This is a genomic window from Klebsiella sp. K5-306 (genome assembly GCF_051835185.1).
Lineage (GTDB): Bacteria > Pseudomonadota > Gammaproteobacteria > Enterobacterales > Enterobacteriaceae > Klebsiella > Klebsiella oxytoca.
In genome coordinates, this window is the sequence record NZ_JAIFJY010000001.1 from 351,085 (window position 1) to 372,463 (window position 21,379).

At 53.3% G+C, this 21,379-nt stretch carries 25 protein-coding genes and 1 other annotated feature; of the genes, 17 read left to right on the plus strand and 8 right to left on the minus strand.

Features of this window, described 5'->3' with window-relative positions; all coding sequences use genetic code 11:
- Positions 1 to 110 precede the first annotated feature (110 nt).
- Entirely contained in the window at positions 111 to 407 is a 297-nt protein-coding gene (locus tag K2184_RS01655) for a YciI family protein (protein WP_004103089.1), read from the minus strand.
- Positions 408 to 618: 211 nt separating this feature from the next.
- On the opposite strand from K2184_RS01655, the gene tonB reads away from it, so the two are divergent.
- Entirely contained in the window at positions 619 to 1,356 is a 738-nt protein-coding gene (gene tonB / locus K2184_RS01660) for a TonB system transport protein TonB (protein ID WP_016808819.1), read from the plus strand.
- A 19-nt stretch (positions 1,357 to 1,375) separates the two neighbouring features.
- Here the strand turns inward: tonB and K2184_RS01665 are convergent, their stop codons facing one another.
- The 3 genes from K2184_RS01665 to pfkB form a co-directional block, all read right to left on the minus strand.
- On the minus strand, positions 1,376 to 2,248 hold the full coding sequence (locus K2184_RS01665; protein ID WP_004103085.1) for a fructosamine kinase family protein: 873 nt from the start codon (positions 2,246 to 2,248) through the stop codon (positions 1,376 to 1,378).
- Between the two features lie 106 nt (positions 2,249 to 2,354).
- Entirely contained in the window at positions 2,355 to 2,639 is a 285-nt protein-coding gene (gene ghoS, locus K2184_RS01670; RefSeq protein WP_004103083.1) for a type V toxin-antitoxin system endoribonuclease antitoxin GhoS, read from the minus strand.
- Between the two features lie 93 nt (positions 2,640 to 2,732).
- A complete protein-coding gene (gene pfkB, locus K2184_RS01675) occupies positions 2,733 to 3,662 on the minus strand; it encodes a 6-phosphofructokinase II (RefSeq protein ID WP_017145685.1) in 930 nt (309 codons plus the stop codon).
- A gap of 286 nt (positions 3,663 to 3,948) precedes the next feature.
- Between pfkB and K2184_RS01680 the strand changes: the two genes are divergently transcribed.
- The 12 genes from K2184_RS01680 to btuC all read left to right on the plus strand — a co-directional run bounded on the left by K2184_RS01680 (position 3,949) and on the right by btuC (position 13,998).
- Entirely contained in the window at positions 3,949 to 4,707 is a 759-nt protein-coding gene (locus tag K2184_RS01680; protein WP_024274361.1) for a DUF481 domain-containing protein, read from the plus strand.
- A gap of 270 nt (positions 4,708 to 4,977) precedes the next feature.
- Positions 4,978 to 5,211, plus strand: a complete 234-nt coding sequence (locus tag K2184_RS01685) for a hypothetical protein (RefSeq protein ID WP_004103077.1) — start codon at positions 4,978 to 4,980, stop codon at positions 5,209 to 5,211.
- A 441-nt stretch (positions 5,212 to 5,652) separates the two neighbouring features.
- The gene (thrS, locus tag K2184_RS01690) at positions 5,653 to 7,581 is read left to right on the plus strand and encodes a threonine--tRNA ligase (RefSeq protein WP_004102966.1); all 1,929 of its coding nucleotides are present in this window, start codon (positions 5,653 to 5,655) and stop codon (positions 7,579 to 7,581) included.
- Positions 7,582 to 7,584: 3 nt separating this feature from the next.
- Positions 7,585 to 8,127 carry a translation initiation factor IF-3 gene (gene infC / locus K2184_RS01695; RefSeq protein WP_052746887.1) on the plus strand — a complete coding sequence of 181 codons (543 nt, stop codon included), beginning with the start codon at positions 7,585 to 7,587 and terminating at the stop codon, positions 8,125 to 8,127.
- Between the two features lie 96 nt (positions 8,128 to 8,223).
- The gene (gene rpmI, locus K2184_RS01700) at positions 8,224 to 8,421 is read left to right on the plus strand and encodes a 50S ribosomal protein L35 (protein WP_001124225.1); all 198 of its coding nucleotides are present in this window, start codon (positions 8,224 to 8,226) and stop codon (positions 8,419 to 8,421) included.
- A gap of 50 nt (positions 8,422 to 8,471) precedes the next feature.
- The gene (rplT, locus tag K2184_RS01705) at positions 8,472 to 8,828 is read left to right on the plus strand and encodes a 50S ribosomal protein L20 (RefSeq protein WP_004102963.1); all 357 of its coding nucleotides are present in this window, start codon (positions 8,472 to 8,474) and stop codon (positions 8,826 to 8,828) included.
- 117 nt (positions 8,829 to 8,945) lie between these two features.
- Positions 8,946 to 9,071 (plus strand) — a sequence feature (Phe leader region).
- Positions 8,951 to 8,995 carry a pheST operon leader peptide PheM gene (pheM, locus tag K2184_RS01710; RefSeq protein ID WP_001386830.1) on the plus strand — a complete coding sequence of 15 codons (45 nt, stop codon included), beginning with the start codon at positions 8,951 to 8,953 and terminating at the stop codon, positions 8,993 to 8,995. Its footprint overlaps the feature before it by 45 nt.
- On the plus strand, positions 9,013 to 9,183 hold the full coding sequence (locus K2184_RS01715) for a hypothetical protein (RefSeq protein WP_153675267.1): 171 nt from the start codon (positions 9,013 to 9,015) through the stop codon (positions 9,181 to 9,183).
- Before the next feature lie 41 nt (positions 9,184 to 9,224).
- Entirely contained in the window at positions 9,225 to 10,208 is a 984-nt protein-coding gene (pheS, locus tag K2184_RS01720) for a phenylalanine--tRNA ligase subunit alpha (RefSeq protein ID WP_004102962.1), read from the plus strand.
- Positions 10,209 to 10,223: 15 nt separating this feature from the next.
- Positions 10,224 to 12,611, plus strand: coding sequence for a phenylalanine--tRNA ligase subunit beta (gene pheT, locus K2184_RS01725; RefSeq protein WP_004102961.1), 2,388 nt, complete (start codon positions 10,224 to 10,226; stop codon positions 12,609 to 12,611).
- 4 nt (positions 12,612 to 12,615) lie between these two features.
- Complete coding sequence (gene ihfA / locus K2184_RS01730; RefSeq protein ID WP_004102960.1) at positions 12,616 to 12,915, plus strand: integration host factor subunit alpha; 300 nt, start codon at positions 12,616 to 12,618, stop codon at positions 12,913 to 12,915.
- Positions 12,916 to 13,011: 96 nt separating this feature from the next.
- On the plus strand, positions 13,012 to 13,998 hold the full coding sequence (btuC, locus tag K2184_RS01735; protein ID WP_029496803.1) for a vitamin B12 ABC transporter permease BtuC: 987 nt from the start codon (positions 13,012 to 13,014) through the stop codon (positions 13,996 to 13,998).
- 57 nt (positions 13,999 to 14,055) lie between these two features.
- On the opposite strand, the gene K2184_RS01740 is transcribed toward btuC, so the two are convergent.
- On the minus strand, positions 14,056 to 14,856 hold the full coding sequence (locus K2184_RS01740; protein WP_017145687.1) for a MetQ/NlpA family ABC transporter substrate-binding protein: 801 nt from the start codon (positions 14,854 to 14,856) through the stop codon (positions 14,056 to 14,058).
- Between the two features lie 225 nt (positions 14,857 to 15,081).
- Between K2184_RS01740 and K2184_RS01745 the strand changes: the two genes are divergently transcribed.
- The 4 genes from K2184_RS01745 (at position 15,082) to selO (ending at position 18,622) form a co-directional block, all read left to right on the plus strand.
- Positions 15,082 to 15,633 (plus strand): glutathione peroxidase, encoded by a 552-nt coding sequence (locus K2184_RS01745; RefSeq protein ID WP_004102953.1) that lies wholly within the window; start codon positions 15,082 to 15,084, stop codon positions 15,631 to 15,633.
- The gene (gene btuD, locus K2184_RS01750) at positions 15,633 to 16,382 is read left to right on the plus strand and encodes a vitamin B12 ABC transporter ATP-binding protein BtuD (protein WP_004113605.1); all 750 of its coding nucleotides are present in this window, start codon (positions 15,633 to 15,635) and stop codon (positions 16,380 to 16,382) included. Before K2184_RS01745 ends, btuD begins: the two co-directional genes overlap by 1 nt.
- Before the next feature lie 81 nt (positions 16,383 to 16,463).
- Positions 16,464 to 16,928 carry an NlpC/P60 family protein gene (locus tag K2184_RS01755; RefSeq protein ID WP_004102948.1) on the plus strand — a complete coding sequence of 155 codons (465 nt, stop codon included), beginning with the start codon at positions 16,464 to 16,466 and terminating at the stop codon, positions 16,926 to 16,928.
- Between the two features lie 251 nt (positions 16,929 to 17,179).
- Positions 17,180 to 18,622: a protein adenylyltransferase SelO gene (selO, locus tag K2184_RS01760; protein WP_023321178.1), complete on the plus strand. Its 1,443-nt coding sequence runs from the start codon at positions 17,180 to 17,182 to the stop codon at positions 18,620 to 18,622.
- Positions 18,623 to 18,656: 34 nt separating this feature from the next.
- On the opposite strand, the gene hemP is transcribed toward selO, so the two are convergent.
- The 3 genes from hemP to ppsR form a co-directional block, all read right to left on the minus strand.
- Positions 18,657 to 18,836 (minus strand): hemin uptake protein HemP, encoded by a 180-nt coding sequence (gene hemP / locus K2184_RS01765; RefSeq protein WP_160886036.1) that lies wholly within the window; start codon positions 18,834 to 18,836, stop codon positions 18,657 to 18,659.
- A 166-nt stretch (positions 18,837 to 19,002) separates the two neighbouring features.
- Positions 19,003 to 20,049: a 3-deoxy-7-phosphoheptulonate synthase AroH gene (aroH, locus tag K2184_RS01770; RefSeq protein WP_004102944.1), complete on the minus strand. Its 1,047-nt coding sequence runs from the start codon at positions 20,047 to 20,049 to the stop codon at positions 19,003 to 19,005.
- A 154-nt stretch (positions 20,050 to 20,203) separates the two neighbouring features.
- Entirely contained in the window at positions 20,204 to 21,037 is an 834-nt protein-coding gene (ppsR, locus tag K2184_RS01775) for a posphoenolpyruvate synthetase regulatory kinase/phosphorylase PpsR (RefSeq protein ID WP_017145691.1), read from the minus strand.
- Between the last annotated feature and the right edge of the window lie 342 nt (positions 21,038 to 21,379).

Below are 21,379 nucleotides of genomic sequence, written 5' to 3' on the forward strand. Positions count from 1 at the left end.
AAATAAGGATGGCGACCATTGCGTACTCGCGGACACGGAAGCGTCCTCTCATGAACGATCGCCATAGATAAAACTTTTAACGCACTCTTATTGCTTAAAAATTTTAGATTCTAAAAGACTTTCTTATACGGTTTGACCGACACTTTCTGATAAACCCCTGCGGCAATATAGGGATCGTCATTGGCCCATGATTGCGCCGCTTCCAGTGATTCAAATTCCGCAATGACCGTTGAGCCGGTAAAGCCCGCCGCGCCGGGTTCATTACTGTCTACGGCAGGCATTGGGCCTGCGGTCAGTAAACGACCTTCATCATGTAATAATTGCAAACGCGCCAGGTGGGCGGGACGTACCGACGTCCGTTTTTCCAGAGAGTCGGCGATATCTTCAGCGTAGATAACGTAAAGCACGGCATGGCTCCTTATCAATAAATTGGCGAATCACGTTAAGTGAAACCGTCGTTGACTGCAATGCAAAGATGCTGACGATCCTCAGAATGCCATGCTCCGGAGGCTTTTTGTCAGAAAACAGGGCAAATTTTGATACAAGCCAACAACCCTAGTTGAATATGATTGCTATTTGCATTTAAAATCGGGACATCATTTTTCAACAGAAACGACTATGAGCGCAATGACCTTTGATTTACCTCGCCGCTTTCCGTGGCCTACGCTACTGTCCGTGGTTATCCACGGCGGTGTTGTCGCGGCGTTGCTCTATACTTCGGTACATCAGGTTATTGAACGGCCTTCGCCATCGCAACCCATTGAGATCACTATGGTAGCCCCGGCAGATCTGGAACCGCCTCAGGCGGCGCAGCCGGTCGTAGAACCCGTTGTTGAACCGGAACCCGAGCCTGAGCCGGAAGCGCTTCCGGAACCGCCAAAAGAGGCGCCGGTGGTTATCCATAAACCGAAGCCTAAACCGAAGCCAAAGCCTAAACCAAAGCCGGAAAAAAAAGTTGAGCAACCGAAGCGGGATGTAAAACCGGCGGAGACGCGCCCGGCCTCGCCTTTTGAAAATGCAAATACGGCGCCAGCGCGTACCGCGCCGAGCACTTCAACCGCTACCGCTAAACCAACCGTCACGGCGCCTTCGGGACCGCGGGCGTTAAGCCGCGGAGAGCCGACCTATCCGGCACGTGCCCAGGCGCTGCGGATTGAAGGAAGCGTACGGGTTAAGTTTGACGTGACAGCGGATGGGCGCGTGGATAACGTGCAGATCCTTTCGGCCCAGCCAGCCAATATGTTTGAACGTGAAGTGAAAAGCGCCTTACGCAAATGGCGCTATGAGCCGGGTAAACCGGGGACCGGTATTACCATGACTATTCAGTTCCGCATGAAAGGCGTTCAAATTAACTAACCCGCAGAAACAAGGCCCCTTACGGGGCCTTTTCCATTAAGACGTCATCAAGCGCTTTTTGCGCCGTCACCAGGTGCTGGCCGCCAAACAGGATAGCCCGATTCAGCAGCGTATAGAGCTGGTAAATTGGCTGCCGCTCGAGAAAACCGGACGGCAGCGGCGAAACGGATTGATAGCCATCGTAGATTTGCGGCGGCTGTTCCGGATGCAGCGGCAGCATCGCCAGATCGCACTCGCGATCGCCCCAGTAGCAGGCCGGGTCGAAAATGTATGGCCCGTCAGGCCCGAGCGCGCAGTTACCGGACCATAAATCGCCGTGAAGCAGCGACGGCTGCGGTTGATGATTGCTCAACCGCTGCTGGACGGTATCGACAAGACTATCGATATCGCCAAAATGCAGACCTTTCTCGGCGGCCAGCTCCAGCTGCCAGCCTATGCGTTGTTCGGCGAAGAACGTAGACCAGCGACGTTGCCAGGCGTTCGGCTGAGGCGTTGTGGAAAGATCGTTGTCAAAATCCAGACCAAACTGCGGTTGGTCGCTCCATTGGTGTAAATGGGCGATTTGCTGGCCTAACAGGAAAGCGCTGTGCGCATCCAGCGGGCGAGGAGGGAGGTATTCCATCACCAGAAAGCTGTAATCCCGGTCGCTGCCTACGGCAAAAACCTGCGGTACGTTCACGGTTTTGCTGCGTGACAGTAGCTCAAGCTGGTCTGCCTCGGCCGTGAAGATGGGTAAAAGCTCACGTTCGTCGCACTTTACGAAGTAATCCCGGCCGCCGAAGCGTAAATGCCAGGCCGCGTGGATCTCGCCGCCGGGTAGTTCGTTGCGCAGTTCGATTTCAGCTGCTTCGGTATGCAAATCGCTTAATAATTTGCCGATCGCTTGCCACATGCCGTCTCTCCCCATGTTTGCCAACTTTTCATAAGGTTAGCGCATAACCCAGGCGCAAAATTCGAACTGACGCACAACTGAACGTTTTCTGTCGCGTCAATCGCACTTATTGAGCTTTTAACCACTCGCTGAATGTGGCAACGGTAACGTCGACGGTTCTTCCCAGCGCAGTTTCGGCTAAACCCGCGCTCAAGGCTTTGACCTCTTCGGCATTCTGCATGGAAAGCAGACCAAAAACGTTGGTTCCCAACTCGTGGGGGTTGCCTTCATCATCGTTTAAAACCAGGGTAAATCCGGCGCGAGTCAGGTGATTACTAAGCTCATTAATTTCCGTTAACGTCTCTTCGTGAAAACGAACCGTGACCACCCAGGCAGTAATTTCGCTACTCATTTTTCACCCCATTGTTATCCATGGCTTTTTTAGCATAGACCATCCTGTTGATTTGGCGACTCCCCCTGTAAAGACAGAGGGAGTGAGGCGTAATCAACCGCGCAGGTAGTCGTAGATTTTTTGCGTATTTTCCAGCGAGCAAAGGCGGGTGCCCTGATTTATCGTTGCCGCGCTACCCGCCGCCACCCCAAAGCGAACCATATCTTCAAGTGAGGCATTTTCCGCCAGCCTTAACGTCATGGCGCCGACCATGCTATCGCCGGCGCCGACGGTGCTCTGGCTTTTCATCGGCGGCGGTACGACCTGGACACTTCCATTCATATCAACACCCAGCGCCCCCTGTGCGCCCAAAGAGACGACAACGCGCTGGACTTTGCCTGACCGAATAAGCTCCTGCGCGGCAAGACGCACATCATCCGGTTGGCTCAGGTCCCGCTGTACCAGCGCGCTGAGCTCTTTCTGGTTCGGCTTAACCAGCTCGATATTGCCGACATCAAGCGCGGCGGCAAGCGCGTCGCCGGAACTATCAACAATACAGCGCAGGCCATGCTGCTGAGCGTTTTTGACCAGCTGCGTCAGGTTTTCGACGCTGATGCCCGGCGGCAGGCTTCCGCTAATCACCAGCAACGAGCCTGGAGCAATGGCGAGAACTTTTTGCTCCAGAAGATGAAGCTCTTCTTTGGTTAACGCCGCGCCCGGCATCACGAAACGATACTGTTCGCCGCTGGCGTTCACGTGAACGTGAAGATTCTGTCGCGTCCAGTCATGGGTTTCTACCGTATCGACGGGAACATGCTCATCCGTCAGCAGCGCGGTCAGATGTTCACCCGTTGCGCCGCCGACGGGAAAGATAGCGGTGGCGCTGCCGCCAAGAAACGTGATGGCTCGCGCCACGTTAATACCGCCGCCTCCGGGTTCAAATACGGGGGCGCTACAGCGTAGCTTGCCTTCAGGGTAAATTTGCGGGGTTTGCGTGGCGCTGTCGAGCGAGGGGGCTAACGTGAGCGTATAGATTTTGGTCATCCGGTTTCCTCCATAATACGAATTTAGCTGCTCTGATTTTAAGCATGGCACTTAAAGGAGGTGAGGGAAAGCCGCAAGTGATTTTCGCCGGGCCTGGCTTTTATCTTTATGAAATAAAAATTGTTTTAAGAAGGGTCTTATACAAAAAACGAAAGAGTAATTGATTGCTAAGTTAATCGTGCTTTTTTATAATTTACTCCCTTTCCTGGAGCGGCAATCTGCGATCCTCGCGAAAGTTTCCGGGACCCTCCTGGTCTCCTTATAGGTTGTACGGACTTAAAATTAAATGAAGCTTTTGAAGACAGTACCCGCAGCGGCAATGCTGGCGGGGGGGCTCTTTGCGTCTGCATACGCAATGGCCGATGATTCCGTTTTTACTGTCATGGATGACCCTTCTTCTGCCAAAAAACCTTTCGAAGGAACTGTTAACGCCGGCTATCTGGCGCAGTCCGGCAATACGAAAAGTTCCTCAATGACCGCAGACTCCACGTTGACCTGGTATGGCAATACGACCGCATGGTCGCTGTGGGGAAATGCCAGCAATACATCGTCAAACGATCAGCGCTCTTCGGAAAAGTACGCGTTGGGTGGACGTAGCCGGTATAACCTGACCGATCAGAACTATATCTTTGGCCAGGCCAGCTGGCTGACCGATCGTTACAATGGCTATCAGCAGCGTGATGTGTTCACCGCGGGTTATGGTCGGCAGATCATGAACGGTCCGGTACACAGCCTGCGTTTCGAATTCGGTCCCGGCGTGCGTTACGACGAGTATACCGATGGAGATAACGATACCCAGCCGCTGGGCTACGCTTCCGGCACTTATGCCTGGCAGATGACCGATAACGCCCGATTTACCCAGGGCGTTTCGGTATTCGGCGCTGAAGATACGACGCTGAACTCGGAAAGTGCATTGAATGTGGCGATCAATGCGCATTTTGCGCTCAAAGTGGCCTATAACCTGACGTGGAACTCGGAACCGCCATCCTCGGCACCGGAACACACCGATCGTCGTACAACGCTATCGCTCGGATATAAAATGTAATATTTTCAGGCCGGATATTCCGGCCTGTTTGTTTTAAATTTGGCATAAAGTGGCATTATTATTTTTGGTCTCTTGTTTTGTTTTTTATAAAAAGAACCGGCCTTCATAATTTCCTCATAATTGTCTTTTTGCTGACAAATATGCAGTTAATTTGACACGAAAAGATAAATATTGGGTCGGACAAAAATGTGATCTGGATCTATACTGTGGAACACAGGCGGAGATAACGATTCCGTTCTATTACCTGAAACAAATAAGAGAATGACTATCATGAGAAATAGCAAAATCGCACTCGCGGCCGTGATGCTGTGCACGCTGTCTTTTGGCGCATTTGCCGCCGCTCCCGCACCGCAGCCGGGTAATAACGATCATACGCAAGTTGGCATTGCTAAAGCCACCGATGTCGAAGCGGGTTCCAACATTGCGCCGGGTTCACAATCAACCGGGCAGTCAATGAACGATGCTTTTGATGTTCATAAACTTGTTGCCGGGGAATGGTCCTGATATTTCATCACCATTTAACATCCCCCTTTAATTATTTCGTGAAGCAGCAAACCGGGTAATGTTGTACCGGTTTTGCTTTGCGCGTTTTCGGTTAAACATTCACTATTTATGTGAAATCATAAATATCCTTTATGGGTCATCCCGTCCTGCGTTGTGCATCTTGTTGCGAAAGAATTACGCTGCGTTAGTCGCGCCCCCCTTTTTTTTCCCATCAACAATAACCATTTAGTCTCATGTGACTTTAATCACGCAGTAATGATGTGTAAACTAACCGTCGGTGTTATCAACAGGCGGCTGCAGGTGGGTACGCGTCGGTGAACGAGCGTGCACATATTTTCGCAGAGTGAAGCGGGAACTGAGCCGGAACATGTTGATAATTATGATTATATTGTTTTGTATGTGCTCTTTCGTGTGGGGCACCACTGCAAATAAGGACATGAAATGCCTGTAATTACGCTTCCTGATGGCAGCCAACGCCATTTTGATCATGCTGTGAGCCCGATGGACGTCGCTTTGGATATTGGCCCCGGTCTGGCGAAAGCCACCATTGCGGGTCGTGTCAACGGCGAGCTGGTCGACGCCTGTGACTTAATTGAAAACGACGCGACGCTCTCTATCATCACCGCGAAAGATGAAGATGGTCTTGAGATTATTCGTCACTCCTGTGCGCACCTTTTAGGGCACGCAATTAAACAGCTGTGGCCAAATACCAAAATGGCGATCGGCCCGGTTGTCGACAATGGTTTTTACTATGATGTCGATCTGGACCATACCCTGACCCAGGAAGATATCGACGCGCTCGAAAAGCGTATGCACGAGCTCGCCGAGAAAAACTACGACGTCATTAAGAAGAAAGTCAGCTGGCACGAAGCGCGTGAAACCTTCGTGAAGCGCGGCGAGAGCTATAAAGTCTCCATTCTTGATGAAAACATTGCTCATGATGACAAACCCGGTTTGTATCATCATGAAGAATATGTCGATATGTGCCGTGGACCGCATGTGCCGAATATGCGTTTCTGCCATCACTTCAAACTGATGAAGACCGCTGGCGCCTACTGGCGCGGCGATAGCAACAATAAAATGCTGCAGCGCATCTACGGGACCGCATGGGCAGATAAAAAAGCCTTAAATGCCTATCTGCAGCGTCTGGAAGAAGCCGCTAAGCGCGATCACCGTAAAATCGGCAAGCAGCTCGACCTGTATCATATGCAGGAAGAGGCGCCGGGTATGGTATTCTGGCATAACGATGGCTGGACTATCTTCCGCGAACTGGAAACTTTTGTGCGTTCTAAGCTGAAAGAGTACCAGTATCAGGAAGTTAAAGGTCCGTTTATGATGGACCGTGTGCTGTGGGAAAAAACCGGCCACTGGGACAACTATAAAGATGCGATGTTCACCACGTCTTCTGAGAACCGTGAATACTGCATCAAGCCGATGAACTGCCCGGGTCACGTACAGATCTTCAACCAGGGTCTGAAATCCTACCGCGATCTGCCGTTACGTATGGCTGAATTCGGTAGCTGCCATCGTAACGAACCGTCAGGCGCGCTGCATGGCCTGATGCGCGTACGTGGCTTTACTCAGGACGACGCCCATATCTTCTGTACTGAAGATCAGGTTCGCGATGAAGTGAACGCCTGTATTCGTATGGTCTACGATATGTACAGCACCTTTGGCTTCGAGAAAATCGTCGTCAAACTGTCGACTCGCCCGGAAAAACGCATCGGTAGCGATGAGACCTGGGATCGTGCTGAAGCGGATCTGGCCGTTGCGCTGGAAGAGAACAACATCCCGTTTGAGTATCAGCTGGGTGAAGGCGCGTTCTACGGTCCGAAAATTGAATTTACCCTGTATGACTGCCTCGATCGTGCATGGCAGTGCGGTACTGTACAGCTGGACTTCTCCCTGCCGCAGCGTTTAAGCGCCTCTTATGTGGGTGAAAATAACGAACGACAGGTTCCGGTAATGATTCACCGCGCAATTCTTGGTTCGCTGGAGCGCTTCATCGGCATCCTGACCGAAGAGTTTGCGGGCTTCTTCCCAAGCTGGCTTGCGCCGGTGCAGGTTGTGGTCATGAATATTACTGATTCTCAGGCTGAATACGTTAACGAATTGACGCGTAAACTACAAAATGCGGGCATTCGCGTAAAAGCAGACTTGAGAAATGAGAAGATAGGCTTTAAAATCCGCGAGCACACTTTACGTCGTGTCCCTTACATGTTGGTCTGTGGCGACAAAGAGGTAGAAGCCGGCAAAGTCGCCGTGCGTACCCGTCGTGGCAAAGACTTGGGCAGCCTGGACGTAAATGAAGTTATCGAGAAGCTGCAACAAGAGATTCGCAGCCGCAGTCTAAAACAACTGGAGGAATAAGGTATTAAAGGCGGAAAACGAGTTCAAACGGCACGTCCGAATCGTATTAATGGCGAGATTCGCGCCCTGGAAGTTCGCTTAACTGGTCTGGAAGGCGAAGCTTTGGGTATTGTGAGTCTGAGAGAAGCAATCGAAAAAGCTGAAGAAGCTGGAGTAGATTTAGTTGAAATCAGCCCTAACGCCGAACCGCCAGTTTGTCGTATCATGGACTACGGCAAGTTCCTTTATGAAAAGAGCAAGTCTTCTAAGGAACAGAAGAAAAAGCAAAAAGTTATCCAGGTTAAGGAAATTAAGTTCCGTCCTGGCACCGACGATGGCGATTATCAGGTAAAACTCCGCAGCCTGATTCGCTTTCTGGAAGATGGCGATAAGGCCAAGATCACGCTGCGTTTTCGCGGCCGTGAGATGGCCCACCAACAGATCGGTATGGAAGTGCTTACCCGCGTCCGTGACGATCTGAGTGAACTGGCAGTAGTCGAATCCTTCCCAACGAAGATCGAAGGCCGCCAGATGATCATGGTGCTCGCTCCTAAGAAGAAACAGTAAGGCCTTCAAGTAGCAATGTCTGTGGAGCCTGCGGGTTCCACAGCCGTTGTTCGCCTATGTTTCGTTTATTAACAATGCGAAGTGGAAGTTATTAAAATGCCAAAAATTAAGACCGTACGCGGTGCTGCTAAGCGCTTCAAAAAAACCGGTAAAGGTGGTTTTAAGCACAAGCACGCTAACCTGCGTCACATTCTGACCAAAAAAGCTACCAAGCGTAAACGTCACCTGCGTCCGAAAGCCATGGTTTCCAAAGGCGATCTGGGCCTGGTCATCGCGTGCCTGCCGTACGCATAAGTCGTTAACCCTTTTAACTTTTTAATTAGAATAGATACAGGAGAGCACATATGGCTCGCGTAAAACGTGGTGTAGTTGCCCGTGCACGTCACAAGAAAATTTTGAAACAAGCTAAAGGCTACTACGGTGCGCGTTCTCGCGTATACCGCGTTGCCTTCCAGGCTGTTATCAAAGCTGGTCAGTACGCTTATCGTGACCGTCGTCAGAAAAAGCGTCAGTTCCGTCAACTGTGGATTGCGCGTATCAACGCAGCAGCACGTCAGAACGGTATTTCTTACAGCAAATTCATCAACGGCCTGAAAAAAGCCTCTGTTGAAATCGACCGTAAGATCCTGGCTGACATCGCAGTATTCGACAAATTAGCGTTCACCGCGCTGGTCGAAAAAGCGAAAGCAGCTCTGGCATAAGCCAGTTGAAAGAGGGAGCTTGTCTCCCTCTTTTCGTTTCAAGACTATCAATACATTGACTTTTATTCGCGTAAGCTTTTCAATATCGATCTTACGTTTTTACCAGACAAGGTAATGCAAGCATGAATGCTGCTATTTTCCGCTTCTTTTTTTACTTTAGCACCTGAACTCAGGAGGCTAGCGCGTGAAAGAAGAAACGGAAAACAGCGCCAAAAAGCCTCCCACTGTGGAGGCTTTTTTTGTATCTGAACTGGCTTGTTCTATTTCAAGCCCCAGACGAGTGGCTGGCCCTGGTCATTCTGACAACGGGCGGATTGCCCGCCGTCTGCGGCTCGAAATAGTGAGAGCAAAATAATAACCATAACCGGTGTCTGCACCGACATAATGAGGAAAACCATGTCACATCTCGCAGAGCTGGTTGCCAGTGCGAAGGCAGCCATTAACGAGGCATCAGATGTTGCTGCGCTGGACAACGTCCGCGTGGAATACCTGGGTAAAAAAGGTCTCCTGACCCTTCAGATGACGACCCTGCGTGAGCTGCCTGCTGAAGAGCGTCCGGCAGCCGGTGCGGTTATCAACGAAGCGAAAGAGCAGGTCCAGCAGGCGCTTAACGCGCGCAAGTCAGCGCTCGAAAGCGCAGCGCTCAACGCGCGTCTGGCCTCGGAAACCATTGATGTCTCTCTGCCGGGGCGTCGTATCGAGAACGGTGGCCTGCATCCGGTGACCCGTACCATCGACCGTATTGAAAGTTTCTTCGGTGAGCTCGGTTTTACCGTCGCGACTGGCCCGGAGATCGAAGATGATTATCACAACTTCGATGCGCTGAATATTCCAGGCCACCACCCGGCACGCGCTGACCACGACACTTTCTGGTTTGATGCCACGCGCCTGCTGCGCACGCAAACATCAGGCGTACAGATCCGCACCATGGCTAATCAGCAGCCGCCAATCCGCATTATTGCCCCCGGCCGCGTGTATCGTAACGACTACGATCAGACGCATACCCCGATGTTCCATCAGATGGAAGGTCTGATCGTTGACACTAACATCAGCTTCACCAACCTGAAGGGAACGCTGCACGATTTCCTGCGTAACTTCTTTGAAGAAGACCTGCAGATTCGTTTTCGTCCGTCCTATTTCCCGTTCACTGAGCCGTCTGCAGAAGTTGACGTGATGGGTAAAAACGGTAAATGGCTGGAAGTGCTCGGCTGCGGTATGGTGCATCCAAACGTGCTGCGTAACGTGGGCATCGATCCGGAAATCTATTCCGGCTTTGCCTTCGGCATGGGTATGGAGCGCCTGACCATGCTGCGCTATGGCGTGACCGACTTACGCGCGTTCTTCGAAAACGATCTGCGTTTCCTCAAACAGTTTAAATAAGGGCAGGACAGAACAATGAAATTCAGTGAACTGTGGTTACGCGAGTGGGTTAACCCGGCCATCGATAGCGAAGCGCTGTCGGATCAGATAACGATGGCCGGCCTTGAGGTTGACGGCGTAGAGCCGGTGGCGGGCAGCTTTAACGGCGTTGTCGTTGGCGAAGTGGTTGAGTGCGCTCAGCACCCGAATGCCGATAAACTGCGCGTCACAAAAATTAACGTCGGCGGAGAACGTCTGCTGGACATCGTCTGCGGCGCGCCAAACTGCCGTCAGGGCCTGAAGGTTGCTGTTGCTACCATCGGCGCCGTTCTGCCGGGCGATTTTAAAATTAAAGCGGCAAAGCTGCGCGGCGAACCGTCGGAAGGCATGCTGTGCTCCTTCTCCGAACTGGGAATTTCCGACGATCACAGCGGTATTATCGAACTGCCTGCCGACGCGCCGCTGGGTACCGATATTCGTGAATACCTGAAGCTTGACGATAACACTATCGAAATCAGCGTCACGCCAAACCGTGCCGACTGCCTGGGAATTATCGGCGTGGCCCGCGATGTTGCCGTGCTCAACAAGGCGCCTTTGAATGTCCCGGAAATGGCTCCGGTTGCCGCCACCATCGACGATGTTCTGCCAATCCAGGTTGACGCGCCGGAAGCGTGTCCTCGCTATCTGGGGCGTGTGGTAAAAGGCATCAATGTCAAAGCGCCGACGCCGCTATGGATGAAAGAGAAGCTGCGCCGCTGCGGTATTCGCTCCATCGATGCCGTGGTTGACGTGACCAACTACGTTCTGCTTGAGCTCGGTCAACCGATGCACGCATTCGATAAAGACCGCATTGAAGGCGGAATCATCGTACGTATGGCGCATGAAGGTGAAACGCTGGTTCTGCTTGACGGCTCCGAGGCGAAGCTGGATAGCGATACTCTGGTTATCGCTGACCACCAGAAAGCACTCGCCATGGGCGGTATTTTCGGCGGCGAGCACTCCGGCGTAAACGATGAAACGCAAAACGTTCTGCTGGAATGCGCGTTCTTTAGTCCGCTATCCATTACCGGCCGCGCCCGCCGCCATGGCCTGCATACCGACGCTTCGCACCGCTACGAGCGCGGCGTGGACTCCGCGTTGCAGTATCAGGCAATGGAGCGTGCTACCCGCCTGCTGATGGATATTTGCGGCGGTGAAGCGGGCCCGATTATTGACGTTACCAATGAAGCGACTCTGCCGAAGCCTGCGACCATCCGTCTGCGCCGCAGCAAACTGGATCGTCTGATTGGCCATCACATTGAAGATACGCAGGTTAGCGACATTCTGCGTCGTCTGGGCTGTGAAGTTACCGAAGGACAGGATGAGTGGCATGCCGTGGCGCCGAGCTGGCGTTTCGACATGGAGATCGAAGAAGACCTGGTCGAAGAGGTTGCCCGCGTCTATGGCTATAACAATATTCCTGATGAACCGGTACAAGCGGGCCTGATTATGGGCACCCACCGCGAAGCGGATCTGTCGCTTAAGCGCGTGAAAACGTTGCTTAATGACAAAGGCTACCAGGAAGTGATTACCTATAGCTTTGTCGATCCGAAAGTACAGCAGTGGATCCACGCCGGCGAGGAAGCGCTGATTCTGCCGAGCCCGATCTCCAGCGAAATGTCGGCGATGCGCCTCTCCTTGTGGACCGGTCTGTTAGCAACGGTGGTCTACAACCAGAATCGTCAGCAGAACCGCGTACGCATCTTTGAGAGCGGTTTACGCTTTGTGCCTGATACCCAGGCTCCGCTGGGTATTCGTCAGGATCTGATGCTGGCTGGCGTTATCTGCGGCAACCGCTATGAAGAACACTGGAACCTGGCAAAAGAGACCGTCGATTTCTATGATGTAAAAGGCGATCTTGAGTCTGTACTCGACCTGACCGGTAAGCTGTCCGACATCGAATTCCGTATCGAAGCTAATAATGCGCTTCATCCGGGCCAGTCGGCAGCGATTTATCTGAAAGGTGAACGTATTGGTTTTATTGGGGTTGTTCATCCCGAGCTGGAACGTAAACTGGATCTGAACGGTCGCACTCTGGTATTTGAACTGGAGTGGAACAAGCTTGCAGACCGCGTGGTGCCTCAGGCGCGTGAAGTTTCTCGCTTCCCGGCGAACCGTCGCGACATCGCCGTCGTTGTGGCAGAAAACGTTCCCGCTGCCGATGTTTTAGCCGAGTGTAAGAAAGTTGGCGTAAATCAGGTAGTTGGCGTAAACTTATTTGACGTGTACCGCGGCAAGGGCGTAGCGGAAGGTTTCAAGAGCCTCGCTATCAGCCTTATCCTCCAGGATACCAGCCGTACACTCGAAGAAGAGGAGATTGCCGCTACCGTCGCCAAATGTGTAGAGGCATTGAAAGAGCGATTCCAGGCATCATTGAGGGATTGAACCTATGGCGCTTACAAAAGCTGAAATGTCAGAATATCTGTTTGATAAGCTTGGGCTTAGCAAGCGGGATGCCAAAGAGCTGGTAGAGTTGTTTTTCGAAGAGGTCCGTCGCGCTCTGGAAAACGGGGAGCAGGTAAAGCTCTCCGGGTTCGGCAACTTCGATTTGCGTGATAAAAACCAACGCCCGGGCCGTAACCCGAAAACGGGAGAGGATATCCCTATTACAGCCCGGCGAGTGGTGACTTTCAGACCTGGCCAGAAGCTAAAAAGCCGCGTCGAAAATGCGTCACCCAGAGACAAATAATCTGAACTAACTAAAAAGGCCGCGATGCGGCCTTTTTTCTTTTCTTCGCCGAATACCGTAAAATCAATCACATCCTTTTCCCCGATGCAGAAATCTATGCTGACCTTTGCTCAAATTCAACGGCGCCGCAGCCGGCGCTGGCTTGCCGTATTAACCTTGCTGCTGCTGGCTACGTCGACCATTAGCCTGTGCGCGGGCGACCAGTGGATTGGCCCCGGCGAATGGTTTAGCGCCAAAGGTGAGCTGTTTATCTGGCAGATACGTCTGCCGCGCACCCTGGCCGTTCTGCTGGTGGGCGCCGCGCTGGCGCTTTCCGGGGCGATTATGCAGGCGCTGTTTGAAAACCCGCTGGCGGAGCCCGGCCTGCTGGGGGTCTCAAACGGCGCTGGAGTCGGCCTGATTGCTGCCGTATTGCTGGGAAAAGGACTGCTTCCTGGTTGGGCGCTGGGGCTGTGTGCAATCGCGGGCGCGCTGGTCATAACCTTTATTTTGCTACGTTTCGCCCGGCGGCATCTGTCTACCAGCCGTCTGCTGCTGGCGGGTGTGGCGCTCGGTATTATTTGTAGCGCGCTGATGACCTGGGCAGTCTATTTCTCTACCTCTTTCGATCTCCGCCAGCTGATGTACTGGATGATGGGCGGATTTGGCGGCGTAGACTGGCAGCAGCTGTGGTTGATGCTGGCGCTGCTGCCGGTACTGGCCTGGGGATGCCTGCAATCGCAGCCGCTTAATTTGCTCGCGCTGGGGGAGGTTTCAGCGCGTCAACTGGGGCTTCCGCTGTGGTTATGGCGAAAGGTACTGGTGGTCGCGACCGGTTGGCTGGTGGGCGTCAGCGTGGCGCTGGCTGGAGCGATTGGCTTTATCGGTCTGGTTATCCCGCATATTCTGCGTTTATGTGGTTTGAGCGATCACCGCGTACTGCTTCCGGCTTGTCTGCTGGCGGGCGCCAGCGCGCTGCTGGGGGCGGATATCGTCGCGCGGCTGGCGCTATCTGCGGCGGAGCTGCCTATTGGCGTAGTGACCGCCACCCTGGGGGCGCCGGTGTTTATCTGGTTATTGCTTAAATCAGGCCGCCCGCATTAACGGGCGGCCATACAGACAGGGGCTGGCTTGTTGCCGCCTCTGTATGCGGCCGATCCATTACCAGCCCTTAATCGCATCGCCTTTATAGACTTCCGCTGCCTTGTCGGCAACGGCTTGCGTCTGGAAGGCCTCTTTCAGTTCCTGAACTTTTTTACTGTCTTTATTATCTTCGCGCGCAACAATGGCGTTGACGTACGGAGAGTCCGGCCCCTCCATAAATAACCCATCGCGAGCGGCGGACAGACCAGCCTGCGCGGAGAAATTGGTATTAATAATCGACAGGGCGACGTTCGGGTCGTCAAGCGTACGGGTCAGCTGCGGCGTGTCGACTTCCACAATCTTCAGCTGTTTAGGATTATCAATAATATCCAGCGTCGTCGGCAGGTAGCCTGTCCCGTCTTTCAGCTTGATCAAGCCCTGCGCCTGTAGCAACAGCAAACTGCGGCCCAGGGTGGTGGTTTCGTTAGAAATGGAGATCGTCGCGCCGTCAGGCAGTTCGCTAATATTTTTGATTTTCTTCGAGTAAGCGGCGATCGGGAAGACGAAGGTTTTACCGACAATCGCAAACTTATAGCCGCGTTCTTTTGATTGCGCTTCAAGGTAAGGCAGCGTCTGGAAGGCGTTAGCAGCAACGTCTTTATTGTTTAACGCTTCGTTCGGCAGGACGTAATCATTAAAAGAGATGACCTCCACGTCGAGGTTGTATTTCTCTTTAGCCACCTGTTCTACGACTTTCCAGATAGCCTCATCCGGCCCGGTATTGATCGCGACTTTAACTTTATTATCTTCATCCGGCGAGCAGGCCGATAACAGCGCGACGGAGGCCGCAATTAACACGGTGCTAAACATCTTTTTCATCAATAAAACTCTCTCAAATTAACAATTAACGAAATGCTATTACATCCATTCACCACTGTACACTGAATTGCTCTGTACCGGTGTTGAGATGAATTCATGTTGCGCAGCCTGTTACATCAAGAGACACTCCAGGGCGATTCCAGGTAGAATGCCCTGGTCTGAATCCGCTACAGTAGATAGAGATCACCTGAAGCAGTCACCGGTTTTATTCACTGAGGGAAGGCTATGCAACACGATATTCTTAATACTGATGTCACCACTATCGATGGTGAGAAAACAACGCTTGCTCCGTGGGCAGGCAAAGTGCTGTTGATCGTTAACGTTGCGTCAAAATGCGGCCTGACGCCGCAGTATGAGCAACTGGAAGCGCTGCAAAAGGATTTAGAAAGCGAAGGTTTCAGCGTGCTGGGCTTTCCCTGCAACCAGTTTTTGGGGCAGGAGCCGGGCAGCGAAGAGGAGATTAAAACGTTCTGCAGTACGACTTACGGCGTGACCTTCCCGATGTTCAGCAAAATTGACGTCAACGGCGAACATCGCGCGCCGTTGTATCAAAAGCTGATTGCGGCGGCGCCTCAGGCCGTTGCTCCAGCAGGCAGCGGTTTCTATGAACGCATGGCCAGTAAAGGCCGCGCGCCGCTGTATGTCGACGACATTCTGTGGAACTTTGAAAAATTCCTGATTGGCCGCGACGGCCAGGTTATCGGTCGTTTCTCTCCGGATATGACGCCGGATGACCCGCAGCTGGTGGCCGCTATTAAAGGAGCATTAGCGAAATAATGCCGTTTTTGATGCAGCTACAGGATGTCGAAGAGCCTGGACGGCTGGCGCCGTTTTCAGCCGATATCAGACCGGGAGAGATTATTCATCTGGTGGGGCCAAACGGGGCGGGGAAAAGCACATTGCTGGCACGTATGGCGGGGCTCTCTACCGGCCCGGGGCAGGTAAGACTGAATGAACGTCTTCTGAATGACTGGCCGGCGCAGGAGCTGGCGCGTCATCGCGCCTACTTAAGCCAGCACCAGATGCCGCCTTTCGCCATGCCGGTCTGGCATTACCTATCGCTGCATCTGCAGAACGAGGCGCAAAACGGACTCCTGACGGCCATTGCGCAGAAGCTGGGCTTAGGCGATAAGCTTGGACGTCAGGTGAATCACATCTCCGGTGGGGAGTGGCAGCGCGTGCGCCTGGCGGCGGTGATACTGCAGATTCATCGTCAGGCTAACGCGTCCGGTCAACTGCTACTGCTGGATGAACCGATGAACAGCCTGGACGTGGCGCAGCAGGCCGCGCTCGATCGACTGCTTAGCGATCTCTGCGCATCAGGCATTGCCATCGTCATGAGCAGCCACGATCTTAATCATACTCTCCGGCACGCCCACAGCTCCTGGCTTATCTGTCAGGGGCAAACTATCGCCTGCGGCAGCACCGCGGAGGTGTTAAGCGAGGAGAATTTAACCGCTGCCTATGCCATGGAGTTTCAGCGGGTTGAGGTGGCGGGTCATCTTATGCTCGTTGCGTCACAGTAGCACGCAGTCAGCTTGCCAGCGAATTGATAAACAAGGTAAATTATTCCGATAACCGGATAGGGAACAGAGGATTCGTCTGAGATGCGTTTCTGGCTCGTTTTGTGCGTTGCGTTATTTCTCGCGGGTTGTAGCAGTCACCGTGCACCGCCGCCAAATCCGCGGCTGGCTGATTCGATTACCGTCGTTGCCAACCTGAATGAGCAGTTAAGGAACTGGCGGGGAGCGCCGTATCGCTACGGCGGAATGTCGCCGCGCGGCGTTGATTGCTCGGGGTTCGTGCTGATGACGTTTCGCGATAAATTTGCGTTACAGCTGCCGCGCGAAACCCGCGAACAGGCGGAAATCGGCACTAAAATCGATAAAAGCGAACTGCTGCCCGGCGATCTGGTCTTCTTTAAAACCGGATCCGGCGAGAGCGGTCTGCACGTCGGTATTTACGACACGGATAACCAGTTTATTCATGCTTCCACCAGCCAGGGCGTCACGCGTTCATCGCTGGATAATGTCTACTGGCATAAAAATTTCTGGCAGGCGCGCAGGATCTAACGTTAGCTAATGAGCAGGGAGCCCCTGTCTCCCTGCTCATCATGGCAAAGCGGCTGAGAGATAGCGCTCCATGCTTGCCGATTCAGCTATCCCCCCCAAATTAGACCAGCCGATCCGCGTCTCTTCCCGGTACGCTACCGGGCAATGGCAGAAGCGTGCTAAATCCCCGTGCGGCTTATTATTGCAATAACCCCGCACTCGCCCCGTGTTAATAATTTGTTGAAGGCACTACACTGAAGGCAGGAGGAAACATGACCCTGTCTTTTACTACCCACTGGCGTGATGAACTGCCGGATTTTTACACTGCATTAGCCCCCACGCCGCTGGAGAACGCGCGCCTTGTCTGGCATAACGCGCCGCTGGCGCAAGAGCTGGGCATTCCCGAGTCGTTGTTTAACCTGGACAAGGGCGCTGGCGTATGGGGCGGCGAAGCGCTGCTGCCGGGGATGTCGCCGCTGGCGCAGGTCTACAGCGGCCACCAGTTCGGCTCGTGGGCCGGACAGCTCGGCGACGGGCGCGGTATTCTGCTTGGCGAACAGCAGTTGGCCGATGGCCGCCGCGTTGACTGGCACCTGAAGGGCGCCGGGCTGACACCCTATTCGCGCATGGGGGACGGGCGGGCGGTGCTGCGCTCAACGATCCGCGAAGGGCTGGCCTCGGAAGCGATGCATGCGCTGGGTATTCCCACCACCCGCGCTCTGGCAATGGTCGCCAGCGATACGCCGGTGTACCGCGAAACCGTCGAGCAAGGGGCAATGCTGATGCGCCTGGCGGAAAGCCACGTGCGTTTTGGCCATTTTGAGCACTTTTACTATCGCCGCGAGCCGCAAAAAGTACAGCTGCTGGCGGATTATGTGATTCGCCACCACTGGCCTCATCTGCAAAATGAAGCGGATAAATACATTGTGTGGTTCAGGGATGTTGTCACCCGAACCGCGGAGATGATTGCCAGCTGGCAAACGGTCGGCTTCGCCCACGGGGTGATGAATACCGATAATATGTCGATCCTCGGACTGACGATGGATTACGGCCCGTACGGCTTCCTTGATGATTTTCAGCCTGGCTTTATCTGCAATCATTCCGACTATCAGGGGCGCTATAGCTTTGATCATCAGCCGGCGGTAGGACTATGGAATCTGCAGCGCCTGGCGCAAGCGCTCTCGCCGTTTATCAGCGCGGAAGCGCTGAACGGCGCGCTGGATGACTACCAGCACGCGCTGCTGACGGCATATGGCCGGCGTATGCGCGACAAGCTGGGATTATTGACCCAGCAAAAAGGGGATAACGAGCTGCTGGACGGCCTGTTTTCTCTGATGGAGCGCGAGGGCAGCGACTATACGCGGACCTTCCGGATGCTAAGCCTTAGCGAGCAGGAGAGCGCCGCCACGCCGCTGCGCGACGAATTTATTGATCGTGAGAGGTTCGATAGCTGGTTTGCCGCTTATCGCGCGCGCTTGCGCGATGAACAGATTGACGATGCGCAAAGGCAGGCGCAAATGCGCAGCGTGAATCCGGCTATCGTGCTGCGCAACTGGCTGGCTCAACGAGCCATTGAGCAGGCAGAGCAGGGGGATATGCGTGAACTGGAACGTCTGCATAGCGCACTTTCTCAGCCCTTTGTCGATCGCACGGATGAGTATAGCCAGCGTCCTCCGGACTGGGGAAAGCGCCTTGAAGTGAGCTGCTCGAGCTAATCACCATTCTCCCTGCCTCTTCCGGCGGGGAGCATTATTTGGTCAGGATCAGCTTGCCCGAATGAGTCTGACGCAGCAGATAGCGCTGACCGCCATGTTCAATCACTACCCGTCCTTCGCTGCCTAATAATGTCCGGCTGCTTATCTCTTTGTCCGTCGGAACGGGATACGGGGCATTGTCTTTTGTTTTTTCTGCTGTGGCAGTGTTATCCATACGCGTCATAGCACTAAAAATAAAAATCAAGGCAACAATGATAATCATTATCAATAATGTTGTTTTTGACGGCAAGCTTTATTTAACGCTTTACCAGATTTAGCAGGTGTCCGGCCGGACATTGGCGAGAAAAATCTCCCCGCCGCGATCGCGACGGGGAAGGGGACTAGAGGCGGGTGGCGGTTGCGGCGGCTAATTCATCCAGCAGCCGTTCGCTGTCTTCCCAACTCAAGCAGGGATCGGTAATCGATTGTCCCCAGGTCAGCGGCTGGCCGGCAACGACCTTTTGCGTACCTTCCTTAAGGAAGCTTTCGGCCATGATCCCGGCGATTGCGTTCGAGCCCGAGCGGATCTGCTGACATATATCGGCGCAAACTTCCAGCTGACGGCGATGCTGTTTCTGGCAATTACCGTGGCTAAAATCCACCACCAGTTGTTCCGGCAGGTCGAACTCTGCCAGCGCTTCTCCGGCGGCGGCGATGTCGGCAGCGTGGTAATTCGGTTTTTTACCACCGCGCATAATAATATGGCCGTACGGATTCCCGCTGGTCTGATAGATGGTCATCTGGCCCTGCTTATCCGGCGACAGGAACATATGGCTGGCGCGGGAAGCGCGGATGGCATCAACGGCGATACGGGTATTACCATCGGTACCGTTTTTAAAGCCCACCGGGCATGAGAGCGCAGAGGCCATTTCGCGATGGATTTGGCTTTCGGTTGTACGCGCGCCGATAGCGCCCCAGCTAATCAAATCGGCAATAAACTGTCCGGTCACCATATCGAGAAACTCGGTAGCGGTGGGGACGCCGAGCTCGTTCACCTGCAGCAGCAGGCTACGCGCCAGTTCAAGGCCGTGATTCACCCGGTAGCTGCCGTTCAGGTCGGGGTCGGAGATCAGCCCCTTCCAGCCAACCACCGTACGGGGCTTCTCAAAATAGGTGCGCATCACGATTTCCAGCTGCGGCTGATAGCGTTCGCGCATACCCTGCAGTCTGCGCGCATACTCCATCGCCGCATCAGTATCGTGAATGGAACAGGGACCGATCACTACCAGCAGGCGGCGATCTTCACCGTTGAGAATTTTTTCGATTCGGCGGCGCGAAGCAGAAACGTGGGCGGCAACATCGGGGGACACGGGGTGCCGTTGCGCCAGTTCCGCGGGCGTTACCAGGCTTTCAATGCGCGCGGTACGCAATTCGTCTGTTTTATTCATTGGGGTCTCAAAAATCTGTTTCTTCCGCGGCGAAAATGCCGGGAAGTGATGCGCATCACGATAAACCAATCCCTGCTTATTGCAAGAGCAGGGCATGATCCTGTATAGGCCACGGGTGATAGCATAAACAAATTTTTGATATCGTACTAGTGTGTTAGTACATTCTGCGGCTTAGCCCCATAATATCCATGATTTTGGTGGCGATCTCTTCAACGGAGTAATTGGTACTGTTCAGGCAAGGGATTTTATTTTTGCGATACAGCGCTTCAACTTCGGTGACTTCCATCCGGCACTGGCGCATAGAAGCATAGCGGCTGTTTTCCCGTCTCTCTTCGCGGATGGCCGCCAGCCGCTCCGGATTGATAGTTAAGCCGAATAGTTTGTGCTGGAGCGGCTTAAGCGATGCCGGCAGAATCAGATTGTCCATATCATCGGCGATAAACGGGTAGTTGGCGGCGCGGATACCGTACTGCATCGCCAGGTACAGGCTGGTAGGCGTTTTCCCGCAGCGCGAAACGCCGAGGAGGATCACCTGGGCCTGATCGAGGTTGCGCAGCGAAATCCCGTCATCATGAGCAAGGGTGTAGTCGATAGCGGCGATACGCGCGTCGTATTTGTTCAAATTACCCGGGGTCAGGCCGTGGGTGCGGTGAGCGATTGGCGTCGGGTCCAGGCGTAGCTCCTGCTGCAGGGGGGCCACCAGCGCCTGAACAATATCCTGACAAAAGCCTTCGCTTTGCACGATGATCTCGCGGATCTCCGGCAGCACGATGGAATAGAACACCAGCGGTCGAATACCGGTCTGCTGGAAAATGGCGTCAATTTGTTCCTTCACGGCGCGCGCGCGGCTGATATTTTCGACAAACGGCAGGGTTACGCTGCTGGTGGCTACCGGGAATTGCGACATGACCGCATGACCCAGAACTTCCGCCGTAATAGCGGTACCGTCGGAAATATAAAATACGTGGCGATCTACAGCACTTTCCATTTTGACCATCCGGTATAAAGAGTTTAATTAGCTGAAAGCAGATATTAAATTTAAGCATATCACTCCAGGCTTTGTCTCAAATTTAAAAAGTGAAACGCTATTTTTATTTTTAATGAAAAGGTTGGTTCATTTTTCGCAACTGCGTATCTTTTGTATCAAATTTCATCAGATTTTAGAAGAATCATTGGCTTAGCTATATCCGGAAAAGAATCCTAAAAACGAAAAAATAATTTGCTTGAACGATTCACCGTTTTTTTCAACGGCATAATTATGTCAGGATAAATCCCGTAGTCGATCGTGAATTATTTATCACTGGTATTAAATCACAAAAGGATTGTCTCG